This window comes from Streptomyces sp. NPDC027962, assembly GCF_055566095.1.
Window position 1 is genome coordinate 16,296 of the sequence record NZ_JBVHTA010000054.1, and the last position, 17,156, is coordinate 33,451.

13 protein-coding genes and 1 riboswitch are annotated in these 17,156 nt (G+C 74.3%); of the genes, 6 read left to right on the top strand and 7 right to left on the bottom strand.

All coding sequences use genetic code 11. The annotated features are described in order from the left end of the window. Nucleotides 1–91: 91 nt before the first annotated feature. A complete protein-coding gene (locus ACZ4SA_RS33060; RefSeq protein WP_468281597.1) occupies nt 92–394 on the top strand; it encodes a hypothetical protein in 303 nt (100 codons plus the stop codon). A gap of 43 nt (nt 395–437) precedes the next feature. On the opposite strand, the gene cobN is transcribed toward ACZ4SA_RS33060, so the two are convergent. Beyond that, nucleotides 438–4,034: a cobaltochelatase subunit CobN gene (cobN, locus tag ACZ4SA_RS33065; protein WP_468281598.1), complete on the bottom strand. Its 3,597-nt coding sequence runs from the start codon at nt 4,032–4,034 to the stop codon at nt 438–440. A gap of 56 nt (nt 4,035–4,090) precedes the next feature. Then, a riboswitch (cobalamin riboswitch) is annotated at nt 4,091–4,181 on the bottom strand. 124 nt (nt 4,182–4,305) lie between these two features. Here cobN and ACZ4SA_RS33070 point away from each other — a divergent pair. Genes ACZ4SA_RS33070 through ACZ4SA_RS33080 form a run of 3 tightly spaced genes read left to right on the top strand, consistent with a single transcriptional unit; the run spans nt 4,306 to nt 8,233 of the window. After that, entirely contained in the window at nt 4,306–6,096 is a 1,791-nt protein-coding gene (locus ACZ4SA_RS33070) for a hypothetical protein (protein ID WP_468281599.1), read from the top strand. Between the two features lie 11 nt (nt 6,097–6,107). Beyond that, on the top strand, nt 6,108–6,734 hold the full coding sequence (locus ACZ4SA_RS33075) for a precorrin-8X methylmutase (protein WP_356638015.1): 627 nt from the start codon (nt 6,108–6,110) through the stop codon (nt 6,732–6,734). Continuing rightward, on the top strand, nt 6,731–8,233 hold the full coding sequence (locus ACZ4SA_RS33080) for a precorrin-2 C(20)-methyltransferase (RefSeq protein ID WP_468281600.1): 1,503 nt from the start codon (nt 6,731–6,733) through the stop codon (nt 8,231–8,233). The genes ACZ4SA_RS33075 and ACZ4SA_RS33080 overlap by 4 nt, the downstream gene beginning before the upstream one ends. Here the strand turns inward: ACZ4SA_RS33080 and ACZ4SA_RS33085 are convergent. Further along, the gene (locus tag ACZ4SA_RS33085; RefSeq protein WP_468281601.1) at nt 8,221–8,961 is read right to left on the bottom strand and encodes a cobalt-precorrin-6A reductase; all 741 of its coding nucleotides are present in this window, start codon (nt 8,959–8,961) and stop codon (nt 8,221–8,223) included. The two genes, ACZ4SA_RS33080 and ACZ4SA_RS33085, sit on opposite strands and share 13 nt — an antisense overlap. A gap of 11 nt (nt 8,962–8,972) precedes the next feature. Between ACZ4SA_RS33085 and ACZ4SA_RS33090 the strand changes: the two genes are divergently transcribed. Beyond that, nucleotides 8,973–10,109, top strand: coding sequence for a cobalt-precorrin-5B (C(1))-methyltransferase (locus ACZ4SA_RS33090; protein WP_468281602.1), 1,137 nt, complete (start codon nt 8,973–8,975; stop codon nt 10,107–10,109). Nucleotides 10,110–11,287: 1,178 nt separating this feature from the next. On the opposite strand, the gene cobM is transcribed toward ACZ4SA_RS33090, so the two are convergent. Next, nucleotides 11,288–12,037, bottom strand: coding sequence for a precorrin-4 C(11)-methyltransferase (gene cobM / locus ACZ4SA_RS33095; protein ID WP_468281603.1), 750 nt, complete (start codon nt 12,035–12,037; stop codon nt 11,288–11,290). Beyond that, nucleotides 12,034–13,272, bottom strand: a complete 1,239-nt coding sequence (gene cbiE, locus ACZ4SA_RS33100; protein WP_468281604.1) for a precorrin-6y C5,15-methyltransferase (decarboxylating) subunit CbiE — start codon at nt 13,270–13,272, stop codon at nt 12,034–12,036. The genes cobM and cbiE overlap by 4 nt, the downstream gene beginning before the upstream one ends. A 162-nt stretch (nt 13,273–13,434) precedes the next feature. Between cbiE and ACZ4SA_RS33105 the strand changes: the two genes are divergently transcribed. Continuing rightward, entirely contained in the window at nt 13,435–13,698 is a 264-nt protein-coding gene (locus ACZ4SA_RS33105) for a DUF2277 domain-containing protein (protein WP_468281605.1), read from the top strand. Here the strand turns inward: ACZ4SA_RS33105 and ACZ4SA_RS33110 are convergent. The 3 genes from ACZ4SA_RS33110 to ACZ4SA_RS33120 form a co-directional block, all read right to left on the bottom strand. Continuing rightward, nucleotides 13,658–14,308, bottom strand: a complete 651-nt coding sequence (locus ACZ4SA_RS33110; RefSeq protein ID WP_468281606.1) for a DedA family protein — start codon at nt 14,306–14,308, stop codon at nt 13,658–13,660. The two genes, ACZ4SA_RS33105 and ACZ4SA_RS33110, sit on opposite strands and share 41 nt — an antisense overlap. A 251-nt stretch (nt 14,309–14,559) precedes the next feature. Continuing rightward, a complete protein-coding gene (locus ACZ4SA_RS33115; protein ID WP_468281607.1) occupies nt 14,560–15,033 on the bottom strand; it encodes a DoxX family protein in 474 nt (157 codons plus the stop codon). A gap of 123 nt (nt 15,034–15,156) precedes the next feature. Continuing rightward, a complete protein-coding gene (locus tag ACZ4SA_RS33120; RefSeq protein WP_468281608.1) occupies nt 15,157–16,842 on the bottom strand; it encodes an alkaline phosphatase D family protein in 1,686 nt (561 codons plus the stop codon). Between the last annotated feature and the right edge of the window lie 314 nt (nt 16,843–17,156).

Genomic DNA, 17,156 nt, shown 5'->3' on the forward strand with positions numbered 1-17,156 from the left:
CCACCGTACGCCCCTGGACACCCGGCGCCGCTGTGCGACCATCTGCTGACGTCGGCCCGCGGGGCCGGGCAGCACAAGGGTGGATGGATCGATGAACGTGATCGTGGGAGTCCTGGTCGGCGCGCTCGCCGTGCTCGTCGCCGTGAGCGGCATCGCCGCCGTCCGGAGTGGGTGGATGCTGCCCACGCAGCGGAAGTACATCGTCCGGCCCCGGCTCTTCGGCTACGCGCAGCTGGTCATCGCCGCAGTGCTCGCGACGCAGATCGCCGCGGCGGTCCTGGTCACCGGTGACGAGGCTCAGGGATACGTCGGATACGCGGGCATGGCGCTCATGGTGGCGGTGCCCGGTCTGGTGTGGGCCTCGCAGCGGCCCGACCGCGCCGCCGCCCGCTGACGCGCCGCCCCCCCCGGCTGAGGGGCGGCGGCGCGTCAGCCGGCTACGCCTCGTCGTCCTCCAGGTTGCCTTCCGTCTCCAGGAAGACCTGCCGGAGCTGCTCCAGCACCGCCGGGTCCGGCTTCGCCCACATGCCGCGGGACTCCGCCTCCAGGAGGCGTTCGGCGATGCCGTGGAGGGCCCACGGGTTGGCCTGCTGGAGGAAGGCGCGGTTCTCCGGGTCGAGGACGTACGTCTCCGTGAGCTTGTCGTACATCCAGTCGGCGACCACGCCCGTCGTCGCGTCGTAGCCGAAGAGGTAGTCGACGGTGGCGGCCAGTTCGAAGGCCCCCTTGTAGCCGTGGCGGCGCATCGCCTCGATCCAGCGCGGGTTGACCACGCGGGCGCGGAAGACGCGGGAGGTCTCCTCTACGAGGGTGCGGGTGCGGACCGTCTCCGGACGGGTGGAGTCGCCGATGTACGCCTCGGGGGCCGTCCCGCGCAGGGCGCGGACCGTGGCGACCATGCCGCCGTGGTACTGGAAGTAGTCGTCGGAGTCGGCGATGTCGTGTTCGCGGGTGTCCGTGTTCTTCGCGGCGACCGTGATGCGCTTGTACGCGGTCTCCATCTCGGCACGGGCCGGGCGGCCCTCCAGGCCCCGGCCGTAGGCGTAGCCGCCCCACACCGTGTAGACCTCGGCCAGATCCGCGTCCGTGCGCCAGTCGCGGGAGTCGATCAGTTGGAGCAGGCCCGCGCCGTACGTGCCCGGGCGGGAGCCGAAGATACGGGTCGTCGCCCGGCGTTCGTCGCCGTGTTCCGCCAGGTCGGCCTGGGCGTGGGCGCGCACGTAGTTCACGTCGGCCGGCTCGTCGAGGGAGGCGGCGAGGCGGACCGCGTCGTCCAGCAGGCCGATCGTGTGCGGAAACGCGTCCCGGAAGAAGCCGGAGATGCGCAGCGTCACGTCGATCCTGGGCCGGCCGAGCTCCGCCTGCGGCACCGGCTCGAGGCCGGTCACGCGGCGGGAGGCGTCGTCCCAGACGGGGCGGACGCCGAGCAGGGCCAGGGCCTCCGCAACGTCGTCACCGGCCGTGCGCATCGCGCTGGTTCCCCACAGCGACAAGCCCACCGAAGCGGGCCACTCGCCGTTGTCGTCGCGGTAGCGGGTCAGCAGCGAGTCCGCGAGGGCCTGGCCCGTCTCCCAGGCCAGCCGGGACGGGACGGCCTTGGGGTCGACGGAGTAGAAGTTGCGGCCGGTCGGCAGCACATTGACCAGGCCGCGCAGCGGGGAGCCCGACGGGCCGGCCGGGACGAAGCCGCCGTTCAGGGCGTGGACCGCGTGGTCGATCTCGTCGGTGGTGCGGGCCAGGCGCGGGACGACCTCGAGCGCGGCGAAGCGCAGGATCGCCGCGACCTGCTCGCCCTGGTCCGCCGGAACCGCGGCGGGGTCCCAGCCGGCCGCCTCCATCGCCTCGACGAGCGCGCGGGCCGCGGCCTCCGCCTCGTCGGCGGTGGTGCGGGTCGCCGCGGACTCGTCCAGACCGAGCGCCTCGCGCAGGCCCAGCAGGGCCTGGGAGCCGCCCCAGATCTGGCGGGCACGGAGGATGGACAGGACCAGGTTGACCCGCTCGGGGCCGGTCGGGGCGCCGCCCAGCACATGGAGGCCGTCGCGGATCTGGGCGTCCTTCACCTCGCACAGCCAGCCGTCGACGTGCAGCAGGAAGTCGTCGAAGCCGTCGTCGTCGGGACGGTCGTCCAGGCCGAGGTCGTGGTCGAGCTTCGCGGCCTGGATCAGGGTCCAGATCTGGGCGCGGATCGCCGGCAGCTTCGAGGGGTCCATGGACGAGATCTGGGCGTACTCGTCCAGCAACTGCTCCAGGCGCGCGATGTCGCCGTACGACTCGGCCCGCGCCATCGGCGGCACCAGGTGGTCGACGAGTGTCGCGTGCACACGGCGCTTGGCCTGGGTGCCCTCGCCGGGGTCGTTGACCAGGAAGGGGTAGACGAGCGGCAGGTCGCCGAGGGCGGCGTCCGGGCCGCAGGCGGCGGACAGGCCCGCGTTCTTGCCCGGCAGCCACTCGAGGTTGCCGTGCTTGCCGAGGTGGATCATCGCGTCCGCGCCGAAACCGCCGTCCTCCGCGGAGGCGGCGATCCAGCGGTAAGCGGCCAGATAGTGGTGGCTCGGCGGCAGATCGGGGTCGTGGTAGATCGCGATGGGGTTCTCGCCGAAGCCGCGCGGCGGCTGGATGAGGATCAGCAGATTCCCGCGGCGCAGCGCGGCGAGCACGATGTCGCCCTCGGGATTGCGGGAACGGTCCAGGAACATCTCGCCGGGCGCCGGGCCCCAGTGCTCCTCCACCGAGGACCGCAGCTCGGCCGGCAGGGTCGCGTACCACCGCTTGTAGTCCGCCGCGGGGATACGGACCGGGTTGCGGGCCAGCTGCTCCTCGGTCAGCCACTCCTGGTCGTGGCCGCCCGCCTCGATGAGTGCGTAGATCAGCTCGTCGCCGTCGCCGGACTCGAGCCCGGGCACGTCCTCGTCGCCGAAGTCGTAGCCCTCCTCGCGCAGCCGGCGCAGCAGGGAGACCGCCGAGGCGGGGGTGTCCAGGCCGACCGCGTTGCCGATACGGGAGTGCTTGGTCGGGTACGCGGACAGGACGAGCGCGAGCCGCTTCTCCGCGTTCGGGATGTGGCGAAGTCGCGCGTGGCGCACAGCGATCCCGGCGACGCGGGCGGCGCGCTCCTCGTCGGCAACGTACGCCGGCAGTCCGTCCTCGTCGATCTCCTTGAAGGAGAAGGGGACCGTGATGAGCCGGCCGTCGAACTCGGGGACGGCGACCTGGCTCGCCGCGTCCAGCGGCGACAGGCCCTCGTCGTTCTCCTCCCACGCCGAGCGCGAGCCGGTCAGGCACAGCGCCTGCAGGATCGGTACGTCCAGGGCCGCGAGCGCACCCGCGTCCCACGACTCGTCGTCGCCGCCGGCCGACGCCTCGGCCGGGCGGGTGCCGCCCGCGGCGAGGACGGTGGTCACCAGGGCGTCGGCTTCGCGTAGTTGCTCGAGCAGCTCCGGCTCGGGGGCGCGCAGGGACGCCACGTACAGCGGCAGCGCACGGCCGCCCGCGTCCTCGACGGCGCCGCAGAGGGCGTCCACGAAGGCGGTGTTGCCGCTCATGTGGTGGGCCCGGTAGTAGAGCACCGCGATCAGCGGACCGCCGGCGTCCGTGACGCGAGTGGGGCGCTGCAGACGGCCCCAGGTGGGGGCGGCGGCCGGCGGCTCGAAGCCGTGGCCGGTGAGCAGCACCGTGTCGGACAGGAAGCGGGCCAGCTGCTCCAGGTTCGCCGGTCCGCCGTGCGCGAGGTAGGCGTGCGACTCCGCGGCGATGCCGATGGGGACCGTGGAGGCCTCCATCAGCTGGGCGTCCGGCGCCTGTTCTCCGGTGAGGACCACGACGGGGCGGTCCTGGGCGAGCAGCAGGTCGAGGCCCTCCTGCCAGGCGCGCAGGCCGCCGAGGAGGCGCACGACGACGAGGTCCGTGCCCTCGAGCAGCGCGGGCAGTTCCTCGAGGGCGAGGCGGGTGGGGTTCGCGAAGCGGTACGCGACCGGGCCGGCCGCGGCACGTGCGCTCAGCAGGTCGGTGTCGGACGTCGACAGGAGCAGGATCATGCGGCGTCTGGCCTCTTCCTCGGGGTTTCCGCGCCCCGGGCGGTGGAAGACGGCGGGAGTTCCTGGCTCACCCGGCGGCGTGCGCGTGGTGCACAGCCGCCTGGCTCACAGTGGCGGGACCGCGCCGGATTCTCACCGGGCTTCCTCCCCTGACGCCGTCTTCGGCGGTGGCGGGCCGTTTGGCCCGCAGAGCAGCATAGTAGGGGCCGCTCCGGTCCGGGTAGGGCGCTCGGAGCAGGGGGCTTGTGTGATGGTCGGTATGCTCGCCGCCATGCCTCCGGCCCCCTCGAACCGCCCGAACCGGGATGAAGTTCCCGTAACTCCCGTTCGGGACCGCGGTGATGCCTGCCCCGGCGCGCTGCGTCTGCACTCGGCGGACGACGGCGCGCTGGCGCGCGTCCGCGTGCCGGCGGGCCTCCTGAGTGCCGCGCAGGCGTACGCGCTCGCCGACGCGGCCGAGCGGCTGGGCGACGGCGCGCTGGACATCACCTCGCGCGGCAACCTCCAGCTGCGGGGCCTGGAAGCGGGCTGTGGCGGGGAGTTGGCGGAGCTCCTGGACGCGGCCGGGCTGCTGCCGTCGCCCCGCCACGAACGCGTCCGCAACATCGTCGCCTCGCCGCTGTCGGGGCTCGACGACCGGGGCTTCGCCGATGTGCGGCCTCTCGTCGGGGAGCTGGACGCGCTGCTGTGCGCGAGCGATCTCACACCGGAGCTGTCGGGGCGCTTCCTGTTCGCCCTGGACGACGGCCGCGGGGACATGGTCGAGCTCGCTGCGGATGTGATGTTGCTCGCAGAGCCGGGCGGCACGCGGGTCCGCGTGACGGCGGGCGACGCGACGCTGCACGTCCGGACCGAGGACGGCCCCCGCTGCATGCTGCTGGCGGCCGAGACCTTCCTCGCCGCGTCGAGCGCGAGCGGCACACGCGCGTGGCGGGTCCGTGAACTCCCTGCGGGCCAGGGCGTGTCGACCGCTGCGCTGGCGGCCCGGGCCGCGGCGGCGGGCGTCAGCGCGGAGCGCGTCGCTCCGGCGTGGGGTGGCGCGGGCGACTCGGCGCCGGGCGCGGACGGCGGGCCCGCGGCGCGGTGCGGTGCGGGCGAGCTGGTGCCGGGTGCGGACGGCCCGGGCTTCGCTGTCCCGGTCGAAGGAGACCTGGCCGCAAACGGCGCCCCAGGCCCTGTCGCCTCGGCCGAACCGGCCGGAGAAGGTGATGGCCCCGCCGGCCCGGCCGCAGACGGCGGCCCCGGCATCGTCGGCGCCCCCGGCGGCTCGGGCCCAACTGCCCCGGTCGAACATGATCCGGCCGCAGACGGCGCTCCTGCTCCGGCCGCAGACCGCGTTCCTGCTCCGGCCGACGGCGCCGCGCGCGGCCGTGCGGGGGAGCCGGCGCCGGGCGCGGACGGCAGCCCCGCCGCCCCGGCCGTAGACGGCCGCCCCGGCATCGTCGGCGCTCCGGCCGCAGACGGTGGCGTGGGCGACCTCGCTCTGGGCGCGGGCGGCGACCGGGGTCCTTCCGTGGACCGCGGCCCCGCCCGCGTCGGCGGCCCCGCCCCCGGGGCCGTCCGGGGAGTCGGGGCCGGGGGCCTGTACGTGCTCGCGGCGCTCGGGCGGGTCACTGCCGGGCAGTGGCGGCTGCTCGGGGAGGTCGCCGAGCGGTACGGGTCGGGGGAGTTGCGTGTCACGCCGTGGCGCGGCGTGGTCGTGCCCGGGGCCGGTGAGGAGCAGCTGCGGACGCTCGCCGACGCGGGGCTCGTCACCGGGCCCGGTTCGCCCTGGCTCGGTGTCGGCGCCTGCACCGGGCGGCCCGGATGCGCCAAGTCCCTCGCCGACGTACGGGCCGACGCCGCCGAACTGCTTGACGCGGGCCGAGGCGGCCTGCCTGTGTACTGGTCCGGCTGCGAACGCCGCTGCGGCCACCCCCGCGGCACCTGGGTCGACGTCGTCGCGACCGGCGACGGAAGCTACGAGGTGTCCGCCCCCGGCGAAGCGCCGCGCACGACACCCGTTCCACAACTCGCCGACGCCCTCGCGGCGGCGCGCACCATCACCACCCCGACGAAGTGAGCGAGAGCACCGTGTTCGAGTACGAAAAGGACGGCGCGGCCATCTACCGCCAGTCCTTTGCCACGATCCGCGCGGAGGCGGACCTCGCCGGGCTGCCGGCCGAGGTCTCGCAGGTCGCGGTCCGCATGATCCACGCCTGCGGGATGGTCGATCTCGTCACCGACCTCGTCCACAGCCCGGACGTCGTCGTCCGTGCCCGCGCCGCCCTGCGCTCCGGCGCGCCGATCCTGTGCGACGCGCAGATGGTCGCCAGCGGCGTCACCCGGAAGCGGCTGCCCGCCGACAACGACGTGGTCTGTACGCTGTCCGACCCGTCCGTGCCCGGCCTGGCCGAGAAGCTCGGCACCACCCGCTCCGCCGCCGCCCTCGAGCTGTGGCGCGACCGTCTCGAGGGCTCCGTCGTCGCCGTCGGCAACGCACCCACCGCGCTGTTCCGGCTGCTGGAGATGATCGAGGAGGGCGCCCCGCGTCCGGCCGCGATCATCGGCGTGCCCGTCGGCTTCATCGGCGCCGCCGAGTCCAAGGAGGCGCTCGCCGCACACCCCCTGGCACTCGAGCACCTCGTGGTGCGCGGGCGCCGCGGCGGCAGCGCGATGGCCGCCGCCGCAGTCAACGCGATCGCGAGCGAGGCGGAATGAGCGAGCAGCGAAGCACCACAGGGCGGCTGTACGGCGTCGGGCTCGGCCCCGGCGACCCGGAGCTGATGACCCTGCGCGCGGCACGTGTCATCGCGGAGGCCGACGTCGTCGCGTACCACTGCGCCCGTCACGGCCGGTCCATCGCCCGCTCGATCGCCGCCCCGCATCTGCGCCCCGACCACATCGAGGAGCGCCTGATGTACCCGGTCACCGTGGAGACCACCGACCATCCCGGCGGCTACCGGGGCGCGCTCGACGACTTCTACGAGCAGGCCGCGGCGCGGCTCGCCGAGCACCTCGACGCCGGCCGCACGGTCGCCGTCCTCGCCGAAGGCGATCCGTTCTTCTACGGCTCCTACCAGCACATGCACAAGCGCCTCGCGCACCGGTACCCGACCGAGGTCATCCCCGGCGTCACGTCCGTCAGCGCCGCGGCGGCCCGGCTGGGCACGCCGTTGTGCGAGGCGGAGGAGGTGCTGACGATCATCCCCGGCACGCTGCCGGAGGACGAGCTGACCGCACGCCTCGCCGCGACCGACTCGGCCGTGGTGATGAAGCTCGGCCGTACCTTCCCCGCCGTGCGGCGCGCGATGGAGACCTCGGGACGGCTCGACGAGGCCCGGTATGTCGAGCGCGCCACGATGAACGGCGAGCGCACCGGACAACTGGCCGACATCGCCCCGGACTCGGTGCCGTACTTCTCCGTCGCCGTCGTACCGAGCCGTGTCGCGAACCCGCTCCCGGGCCCCGGGACCGGCGAGGTCGTGGTCGTCGGCACCGGGCCCGCCGGGCCCCTGTGGCTCACGCCGCAGACCCGGCGCGCGCTCGCCGACGCCGACGAACTCGTCGGCTACACCACGTACGTGGACCGGGTGCCGCACCGCCCCGGGCAGATCCGGCACGGCTCCGACAACAAGGTCGAGTCCGAGCGCGCCGAGTTCGCACTCGACCTGGCCCGGCGCGGACGGCGGGTCGCGGTCGTCTCCGGCGGCGACCCCGGCGTCTTCGCCATGGCGACGGCAGTGCTGGAGGTCGCCTCCCAGGACGCCTACAAGGATGTGCCCGTACGGATCCTCCCGGGCGTCACCGCCGCCAACGCCGCCGCCGCGAAGGCCGGCGCGCCGCTCGGCCACGACTACGCGGTGCTCTCGCTCTCCGACCGGCTCAAGCCGTGGGAGGTCATCGCGGAACGGCTGAACGCCGCGGCCGCGGCCGACCTGGTGCTCGCCCTCTACAACCCGGGCTCCCGCAGCCGCACCTGGCAGGTCGGCAAGGCCCGCGAACTGCTGCTGGCGCACCGCGCACCCGACACGCCCGTCGTGCTCGGCCGGGACGTGGGCGGGCCGGAGGAGAGCGTACGGATCGTGCGCCTCGGCGAACTCGACCCGGCGCAGGTCGACATGCGGACCATCCTGCTCGTCGGGTCGTCGCAGACGCAGGTCGTGCGCCGGGGCGACGGCGAGGAGATCGTCTGGACCCCGCGCCGCTACCCCGAGTAGCCCGCCAGCCAGGCGGCCGCCTCCTCGGGGGCGGCCGCGACCGGGACGCCGTCCGGGACCGGCGGGCGGCGCACGATCACCACAGGCACGCCCGCCTCCCGCGCTGCCGTCAGCTTCGGCGCGGTGGCCGCGCCGCCGCTGTCCTTGGTGACGAGCACGTCGATGCGGTGGCGGCGGATCAGTTCGCGCTCGCCGTCGAGGGTGAACGGGCCCCGGTCCAGCAGCACGTCCATACGGGGCGGGCGCGGGCCCTCGGGGGCATCGACGGACCGCAGCAGGAACCAGGCGTCGTCGATGTGCGCGAAGGAGGCGAGACCCATGCGGCCGGTGGTCAGGAAAACCCGGCTGCCGAGGGCCGCGGCCCGGTCGGCGGCCTCCTCCAGCGAGCCGACCGGATGCCAGTCGTCGCCGTCGGCCGGCTCCCAGCCGGGCCGGCGCAACGCCAGCAGGGGAACATGGGCGTCGGCGGCGGCCCGGGCCGCGTTGAAACTGATCGTTCCCGCGAAAGGATGGGTGGCGTCGATGACCGCGCCGACCTCGTGCTCGCACAGCCAGCGGGCCAGGCCCTCCGCCCCGCCGAAGCCTCCCACCCGGACCTCGCCCGGAGGCATCCTGGGAGTGGCGACCCGGCCGGCGAGGCTGCTGGTGACGCGGACCGTCCCGTCGGCGAGCAGTCTCTCCGCGAGACGCCGGCCCTCGGTCGTCCCACCCAGTACCAGTACGTGCATCGGATCCATCCATGGCTGAGTCGAGCGGAGGGCGTGACGCCCAACTCAAGCACACCGGTCTGCGGCCCGGGTGGACGACCGGTGCGTGCGCGACGGCGGCGACGACCGCGGCGTACACGGCGCTGCTCACCGGTGAGTTCCCGGACCCGGTGACGATCACGCTGCCCAAGGGCCAGACGCCGTCCTTCGCCCTGGCCGCGGAGACCCTGAACGGCACGTCGTCCGCCATGGCCGGCATCGTCAAGGACGCCGGCGACGACCCGGACGTCACGCACGGCGCGCTGGTCCGGGCGACCGTACGGCTGCTGCCGGCCGGGTCCGGGGTCGTCTTCCGGGCGGGGGAGGGCGTCGGCACGGTCACCCGTCCCGGACTCCCGCTCGACGTCGGCGAGCCGGCGATCAACCCCGTGCCGCGGCAGATGATGCGCGACCACGTGGCCCGGGTCGCCGCCCGCCACGGCGGCAGCGGGGACGTCGAGATCACCGTCTCCGTCGATCACGGCGAGGACATCGCCCGTTCCACCTGGAACCCGCGGCTCGGGATCCTCGGCGGACTCTCCGTCCTCGGCACGACGGGGATCGTCGTCCCCTACTCGTGCTCGGCCTGGATCGACTCGATCCGGCGCGGCGTGGACGTGGCCCGAGCGGCCGGACGCACCCATGTCGCCGGCTGCACGGGCTCCACGTCCGAGAAGACGGTCGTCTCCCTGTACGGCCTCCCCGAGGACGCGCTCCTCGACATGGGGGACTTCGCGGGGGCGGTGCTGAAGTACGTACGACGCCATCCCGTGGAACGGCTCACCATCTGCGGTGGTTTCGCCAAGCTCTCGAAGCTGGCCGCCGGGCACCTGGACCTGCACTCGGGCCGCTCCCAGGTCGACAAGTCCTTCCTCGCCGACCTGGCGCGGCGCGGCGGCGCGGACGATGCCCTTGCCTCGGAGGTCGCGGCGGCGAACACCGGCCTGGCCGCGCTCCAGATGTGCGCGGCGCAGGGCGTGCCCCTGGGCGACCTGGTGGCGGCGGCAGCGCGCGACCAGGCGCTCGGGGTGCTGCGGGGGGCACCGGTGGCGGTGGACGTGGTGTGCATCGACCGCGCGGGCACGGTGGTGGGGCGCACGCAGCCCTCGAGCGGGCCGCGCACCGGGTAACGCTCTCGGGCGTGGCCGGGTCCGTATCCGGTGGTGTCGGGGTGCGCTGCCGGGCGCGGCCCGGCGCTTCGGGCCGGGCGTCTGGGGCGTGGCCTGGTCCGTATCCGGTGGTGTCGGGGTGCGCTGCCGGGCGTGGCCCGGGGTCTGGGGCGTGGCCGGGTCCGTGTTGTTGGGTGTCGGGGTGCGCTGCCGGGCGTGGCCCGGCGCCTCGGGCCTGGCGTCTGGGGCGTGGCCGGGTCCGTATCCGGTGGTGTCCGGGTGCGCTGCCGGGCGTGGCCCGGCGTCTGGGGCACGGCCGGGTCCGTGTTGTTGGGTGTCCGGGTGCGCTGCCGGGCGTGGCCCGGCGCCTCGGGCCTGGCGTCTGGGGCGTGGCCGGGTCCGTATCCGGTGGTGTCCGGGTGCCGCTCCGGTGGGCGTGTCCGGGACTGCTTTCCTCACCGCGCTTCGCGCGAGTTGCGACGCTTTACGTCCCGAACACGCCCCCCTGCGCGTCCCCCTGCCCGCGGCCGATGGTTTCGCTCCCCTCGGTGGATCACCGCACCGCCCCCACAGCACCGTGTCCGTGTCGGACCATCCCCACCGTCCACGGCATCCGCACGCCCGTTGCGCTCCCACCGGGAAAGGCGATGCTGCCCCCGCAATGCCGACGTGACGGTTCCGCTCCCACCGGGGGAAGCCGTACCGACGGTGGGAAACGGCCGCCGGCCGGGTGGTCCCGCGACCGGCGGGAGGGGGGGCGGGGTCGCAGGAGGGGGGTGTCCGGAAGTAAAGCGTCGCAACTCGCGCGAAGCGCGGTGAGGAAAGCCATTCCGGACACCCCCCTCCGGAGACCCCGACCCCCACACCACCCACAAGGCAGGGACACCCCCGGTGAACGACACGTTCCCGGACCGGGCCGACCATGGGGACACCCCCCTCCGGAGGCCCCGACCCCCACACCACCCACAAAGCAGGGACACCCCCGGTGAACGACACGTCCCCGGACCGGGCCGACCACGGGAACACCCCCCTCCGGAGGCCCCGACCCCCACACCACCCACAAGGCAGGGGCCCCCGAAACACCACACCCCCGGACCGGGCCACCACGGGGGCGCCCCGGGAAACGCCGCACCCCCGGAGACAGGGACACGCGGGGCGCCACGCCCAGACAGGGGCACTCGGGGGCGCCACGCCCCCGCTCAGCAGACGTGGCGGTCGCGGTCCGGTGAGTACAGGTGGCTGTCGCGGAACTCCGTCGCCGCAAGCGCGCGGCCCACCAGGATCACCGCCGTGCGGGTCACACCCGCCGACTTCACCTGGGGCGCGATGTCCTCCAGGGTCCCCCGCAGGACCAGCTCGTCCGGGCGGCTCGCCATCGCCACCACCGCGGCCGGGCAGTCCGCGCCGTAGTGGGGGACGAGTTCGGAGACGATCCGGTCGATGTACCGCGCGCCCAGGTGGAGGACCAGGAGCGCGCCGCTGCGGCCGAGGGTCGCCAGGTCCTCGCCGTCGGGCATGGGCGTCGCCTGCTGGGCGATGCGCGTGAGGATTACGGTCTGGCCGACGGTCGGCACGGTCAGCTCCCGCTTCAGCGCCGCGGCTGCCGCCGCGAACGCCGGGACGCCCGGCACGATCTCGTACGGCACGCCCGCCGCGTCGAGGCGCCGCATCTGTTCCGCCACCGCGCTGAAGACGGACGGGTCGCCCGAGTGCAGCCGGGCCACGTCGTGGCCCTCCTCGTGGGCGCGGACCAGCTCGGCGGTGATGGCGTCCAGATCGAGCTGGGCGGTGTCGATCAGACGGGCGTCCGGCGGGCATTCGGCGAGGAGCTCGCGGGGTACCAGGGAGCCGGCGTAGAGGCAGACCCCGCACGACGCCAGCGTGCGGGCGCCGCGGACGGTGATGAGGTCGGCGGCGCCGGGGCCCGCACCGATGAAGTACACGGTCATGTCGGATCTCCTGCTTTGGTGACGGACCATTGGGTGACGGGCATGGCCTGGCGCCAGCCGGTGAAGCCGCCGACGGGCACGGCGTGCGAGACGGCCAGACGCACGAGTTCCCCGCCGTGGCGCCTGTAGCGCTCGGCGAGCAGCGCCTCCGACTCGAGGGTGACGGTGTTGGCGACGAGACGGCCGCCGGGCGGCAGCGCGTCCCAGCAGGCGTCGAGAAGGCCGGGGGCCGTGAGCCCGCCGCCGATGAACACCGCGTCGGGGTTGGGAAGTTGCTGCAGGGCGTCCGGTGCCGCGCCGGTGACGACACGCAGGGCCGGTACGCCGAGCGTGTCGGCGTTACGGGCGATACGGGCGGCCCGCACCGGGTCCCGTTCGACGGTGACGGCCCGGCAGGATCGGTGCGTGCGCATCCACTCGATGGCGATGGAGCCGGAGCCGCCGCCGATGTCCCACAGCAGTTCGCCGGGGGCGGGCGCGAGAGCGGCGAGGGTCGCCGCGCGGATGTGGCGTTTGGTGAGCTGACCGTCGTGCTCGTACGCCTCGTCGGGCAGACCGGGAACGGCGGACAGCCGCAACGCGCCCTCGTTGCTGCGGCACTCGAGGGCGATGACGTTCAGCGGGTCGCCCGCTGGTGCGGCCCAGTTCGCCGCGTGGCCCTCGACGCTCCGCTCCGCGGGCGCGCCGAGCTGCTCGAGCACCCGCATCCGGGTCGGCCCGAAGCCCCGGTCCCGTAGCAGGGCCGCGACCTCGGCGGGCGTGTCCGGGCCGGCGCTGAGCACCAGCAGTCGGCGGCCGTCGTGCAGCGCGGCGGACAACTGCCCCGCGGGACGGCCGACGAGCGTGACGGTTTCGGTGTCCTCGACGGGCCAGCCGAGCCGGGCGCAGGCGTACGAGACGGACGACGGGTGTGGCATGACGTGGAGCGCGTCGGGGCCGATCTCCTCGGCGAGCGCCCGGCCGATGCCGTAGAACATCGGGTCGCCGCTGGCCACGACGGCGCACCGGCGGCGCCGGTGCGCGGCGAGCAGCCCGGCGACGGCGGGCCGTAGCGGGCTCGGCCACGTCACGCGCTCACCGGCGCAGCCGGCGGGCAGCAGGTCCAACTGCCGCGCGCTGCCGATGAGTACCTCCGCCCGCCGCAGCACGTCCCGCGAGGCCTCCGGGAGTCCGGACCAGCCGTCGGCGCCGATCCCGACGACGGTTACTGCTGGTGAGCGTGGTGCGGGGGTCACGGAGCGGTACCTCGTCGGTGGAACGGCAGGGGGACGCAGCCGCACTCTACTGGCCGCGGCTGCGGTCGTTTCCGGGCCCCCGGGATACGGGGCCGGTGGCCGGCCGGCCACCGGGACGGCGGGCGCTCGCCGGCTGTCAGTGGTGCGCGGCACACTGGACGCATGTGCCGCAGTATCAAGACTCTCCGTCCGCCCGTGCTCCCCGAAGAGGCCACCGAGGAGGACATGCGGGCCGCCGCCCTGCAGTACGTGCGCAAGGTCTCCGGCTTCCGGGCCCCCGCCGCGCACAACCGCGAGGTCTTCGAGCAGGCCGTCGAAGAGATCACGGAGGCGACCCGCAGACTCCTCGACGGGCTCGAGGTCCGCGGCTCCGGCGACCAGGCCGCTAAGCGGTCGGCTCGGGAGCCGCAGCCGGACGCCGCATGACGTAGGCGGCGAGGGAGCCCGCGCCGAACAGCGCGAGCACGGAGACGGCCGCGCCGACCCAGCTCGCGCCCAGCCACTGCCCGCCGAAGTAGCCGAGCCCCACGGCGTATCCGGCCCAGGCGATCCCGGCCAGGGCCGACCACGGGAGGAACTCCTTCACCTTGCGGTGCGCCGCGCCCGCGCCGAGCGAGACGACGGAGCGGCCTGCCGGTGCGAAGCGCGCGATGACGACGAGCGCGCCGCCGCCGCGGCTGAGCGCCGCGCCGAGACGTTCCTGCGCCCGGGTCAGCCGGCGCGAACGGGCGATGGCCCGGTCCAGGCGGTCGCCGCCGCGCCAGGCGAGCCGGTAGGCGACGAGATCGCCGAGTACGGAGGCCGTCGCCGCGCACAGGACGAGGACGAGCAGGGAGGGCACCTCGCGGGTGACCTGGTCGGCGGTGCCCGCGACCGTGGCGGTGCCGGCGGTGGACCCGGCGGCGGCAGCAGTGGCGGCCGTGATCACCAGCACTCCGCTGGGCAGCACGGGCAGGAACACGTCGAGAAGTACGGAAACCGCCACGACGGCGTAGATCCATGGGCTGCCGGTCAGCGACCCAAGACTCTCGAGCACTCGACTCTCCCCGTTCGTGGCAAGGCCGCTATGTCGCGGGGGAGCGGCAGGGCGGTCAGACAGCTGTACAGCGTACGCCCGGGCGCCGGTGGAGATCGACGGGGGGCGTTCCCCGGACGGACATCGACGTGAAACTGCCCGAACGGGCGGGCGTCCCGGGCGGCGTCGTCCCGGGGCGCCCGGACGGGACGACGCCGCCCGGCCCCTCGGTTGCGAGGGGCCGGGCGCTTTCCGTTCGTGTACCGCTCGGATCAGGCCGATGCGGTGGCCTGCTCCTTGCTCGGCTCCGTCGCGCCGGCGGTGCCGCGCGACGCGAACAGCCGATCCAGCGCCAGGGCGCCGGGGCCGGTGAAGACCAGCAGCAGGAACGCCCAGCAGAACATCGCCGACGCCTCGCCGCCGTTCTGCAGCGGGAAGAGCGACTCGGGCTGGTGGACCTTGAAGTACGCGTACGCCATCGAGCCGGAGGCGACGAACGCGGCGCCGCGGGTGCCGAGGCCGAGCAACACGAGCGCGCCGGCGGCCAGTTGGATCACGGCGGCGTACCAGCCGGGCCAGGTGCCGGCCGGGATGGTGCCGCCGCCCACGGCGCCACCGAGGACGCCGAACAGCGAGGCGGCGCCGTGGCACAGGAACAGCAGGCCGACGACGGCGCGGAACAGTGCGAGTGCGTAGGGCTGGGCCTGATCCAGACGGGCGGAGAGGTTGGGTGTGGGGGAGGCCATGTGGGGGCTCCTTCGGTTTCGGGACGGGAACCGATGAGGGGGGCCCAGGTTAGGCAGACCTAAGCAGTACTTGCAAGTTCAACATTTGGGCATGGCTGATTCCGGCCAGAGGGAGACAGGCGGTCAGTGACCGTCCGTCAGCCGGCGCTCCAGCAGTGTGGTCAGCCGGCCTCGGCTCGAACCCTTCTTTTCCGCTCGAGCCTGGTCGAGCCGCAGTGATGCCGAGCGGCCCCGCAGGGTCAGCGTCATCAGCTGGTTCCCGAACCACGGTCCGGCCGACCGCCGCCAGCGGACGGGGGCCCTGTCGGTGCGCCCGTGCCGGGCGAAGAGCCGGCCGAGTCGCCGCCCAGCGCCGCTCCACCCGAACCGGAAGCCGAGCCTTATCGGGCGCGGAATGGAATTGTGCACGGGGGAGCAGGTCAGCTGCAGTACGCGGGCGTCCGGCCGGGCGACGGTCCCGGCATGCTCAAAGCCGTCCGGCCACTGCGGCTCCGCCACGTACGCGTGATGGACGTCCCCCGACAGCACGCACACCGTCGCCGGCGCGTCCGGGCCGCTGCCCACCTCCGTGATCAGCCGCGTCAGCTCCCGGAACGAGGAGGGGAATGCGGACCAGTGCTCCAGATCCGCATGCCGGCGCAGCTGTTCCCCGAAGCGCGCCCACCGCGGCCCGCGCTCGCCACGGCACAGCGCCGCGTTCCAGTTCTCCGCGTCGTGGATCAGCGGTGGCAGCAGCCACGGCAGGGAGGTGCCGATCAGCAGATGGTCGAACGACCCCGGGGCGTCCTTCGCCTGTTCGGCCAGCCACTTGGCCTCGCCCGGGCTGAGCATCGACCGGTCCTGCTCCTCCAGAACCCGCGCGGCGCGGGTGTCGACCATCAGCAGCCGCGTCCGGCCGAAGTCGCGCCGGTAGCTCCAGCGCGCGGTCGTCGCGTCACGATCGGCCTTCTCCGCGAACCGTCGCAGGAGCTCCGTGCCGTCCGGCACGGCTCGCACCGCCTCGTACAGCGGGTCGGCGGCCAGGGCGGCGGGGGAGAGGTTGCCCAGGTGCTGGTAGACCCAGTACGACATCAGCGCGCTGGTGATCCGTTCGTGCCACCACGGCGTCGCCCGCATCTCCGCCAGCCACGCCGTGCTGGTGTTCCAGTCGTCGATGACGTCGTGGTCGTCGAAGATCATGCAACTCGGCACGGTGGAGAGCAGCCAGCGGACCTCCGGTTCGCGCCAGGACTCGTCGTAGAGCCAGGTGTACTCCTCGTAGTCCGCGACTCCGGTGCCCGGCGGCACCTTCGGGTCGCGGCGGGTCTTCAGCCGCTCGCCCGTGGCGTCGGAGGTCTCGTCCGCGTAGACCTGGTCGCCCAGCAGGAGCAGCACGTCGGGGCGCTCGGCGTCGGGGTCGGCGGCCAGCCGGACGGCGAGCGTGTCCAGGGCGTCGGGCCCCACCGGGTCGTGCCCGTGCGCCGGCCGTGCCGCCCAGCGGCACGAGCCGAAGGTGACCTGCACGGCGTCGGCGGACGCGGGCGGGGTGCGGATGGTGCTCGGTGGGAGGGCGGAATCCTCGGGCGGCCATACGCGGCTGCCGTCGAGCAGCACCTCGTACGCCGTGGAGGAGCCGGGTGTCAGGCCCGTCACCGGGATCACGGCGTAGTGGTGCCCGGCGATCTGGAACGTCGACGCGGAGCCCGAGCCGCCCTGCTCGCAGCGGACCTCCGCCGTGCACGAGCGGTCGGTCTCGACCCAGACGGTCGCGCTCGTTCCGCTCTCCCAGTCGACATGACGCAGCAGCGGTCCCAGGCGGAGGCCGGTCATGTGTGCCCCTTTCGTCGCCCCGTACGGTACGGAACGAGGGAGGAGGCGGGTCGGTTCCGGTGTTTCCGCGTGTCTTGCGGGCGGGCCGCGGGGGCGCTGCCCCCGGACCCCGCGCCTCAGTCGTCGGCGGGGCTGGAGTTGGCCCTGTCTGTCGGGGCGCTGCCCCGAATCCCGCGCCTCAGTCGCCGGCGAGCTGGAGTTGCCTCCTCAGCCGAACCCTGCGCCACAACCCTCTACGGCCTGGCGGCCGTGGGTGCGGCACCTGCGCCCCGCAGGCCGTAGGGGAAGTGCCCGGCGGGGCCAGGTGCCCTGCC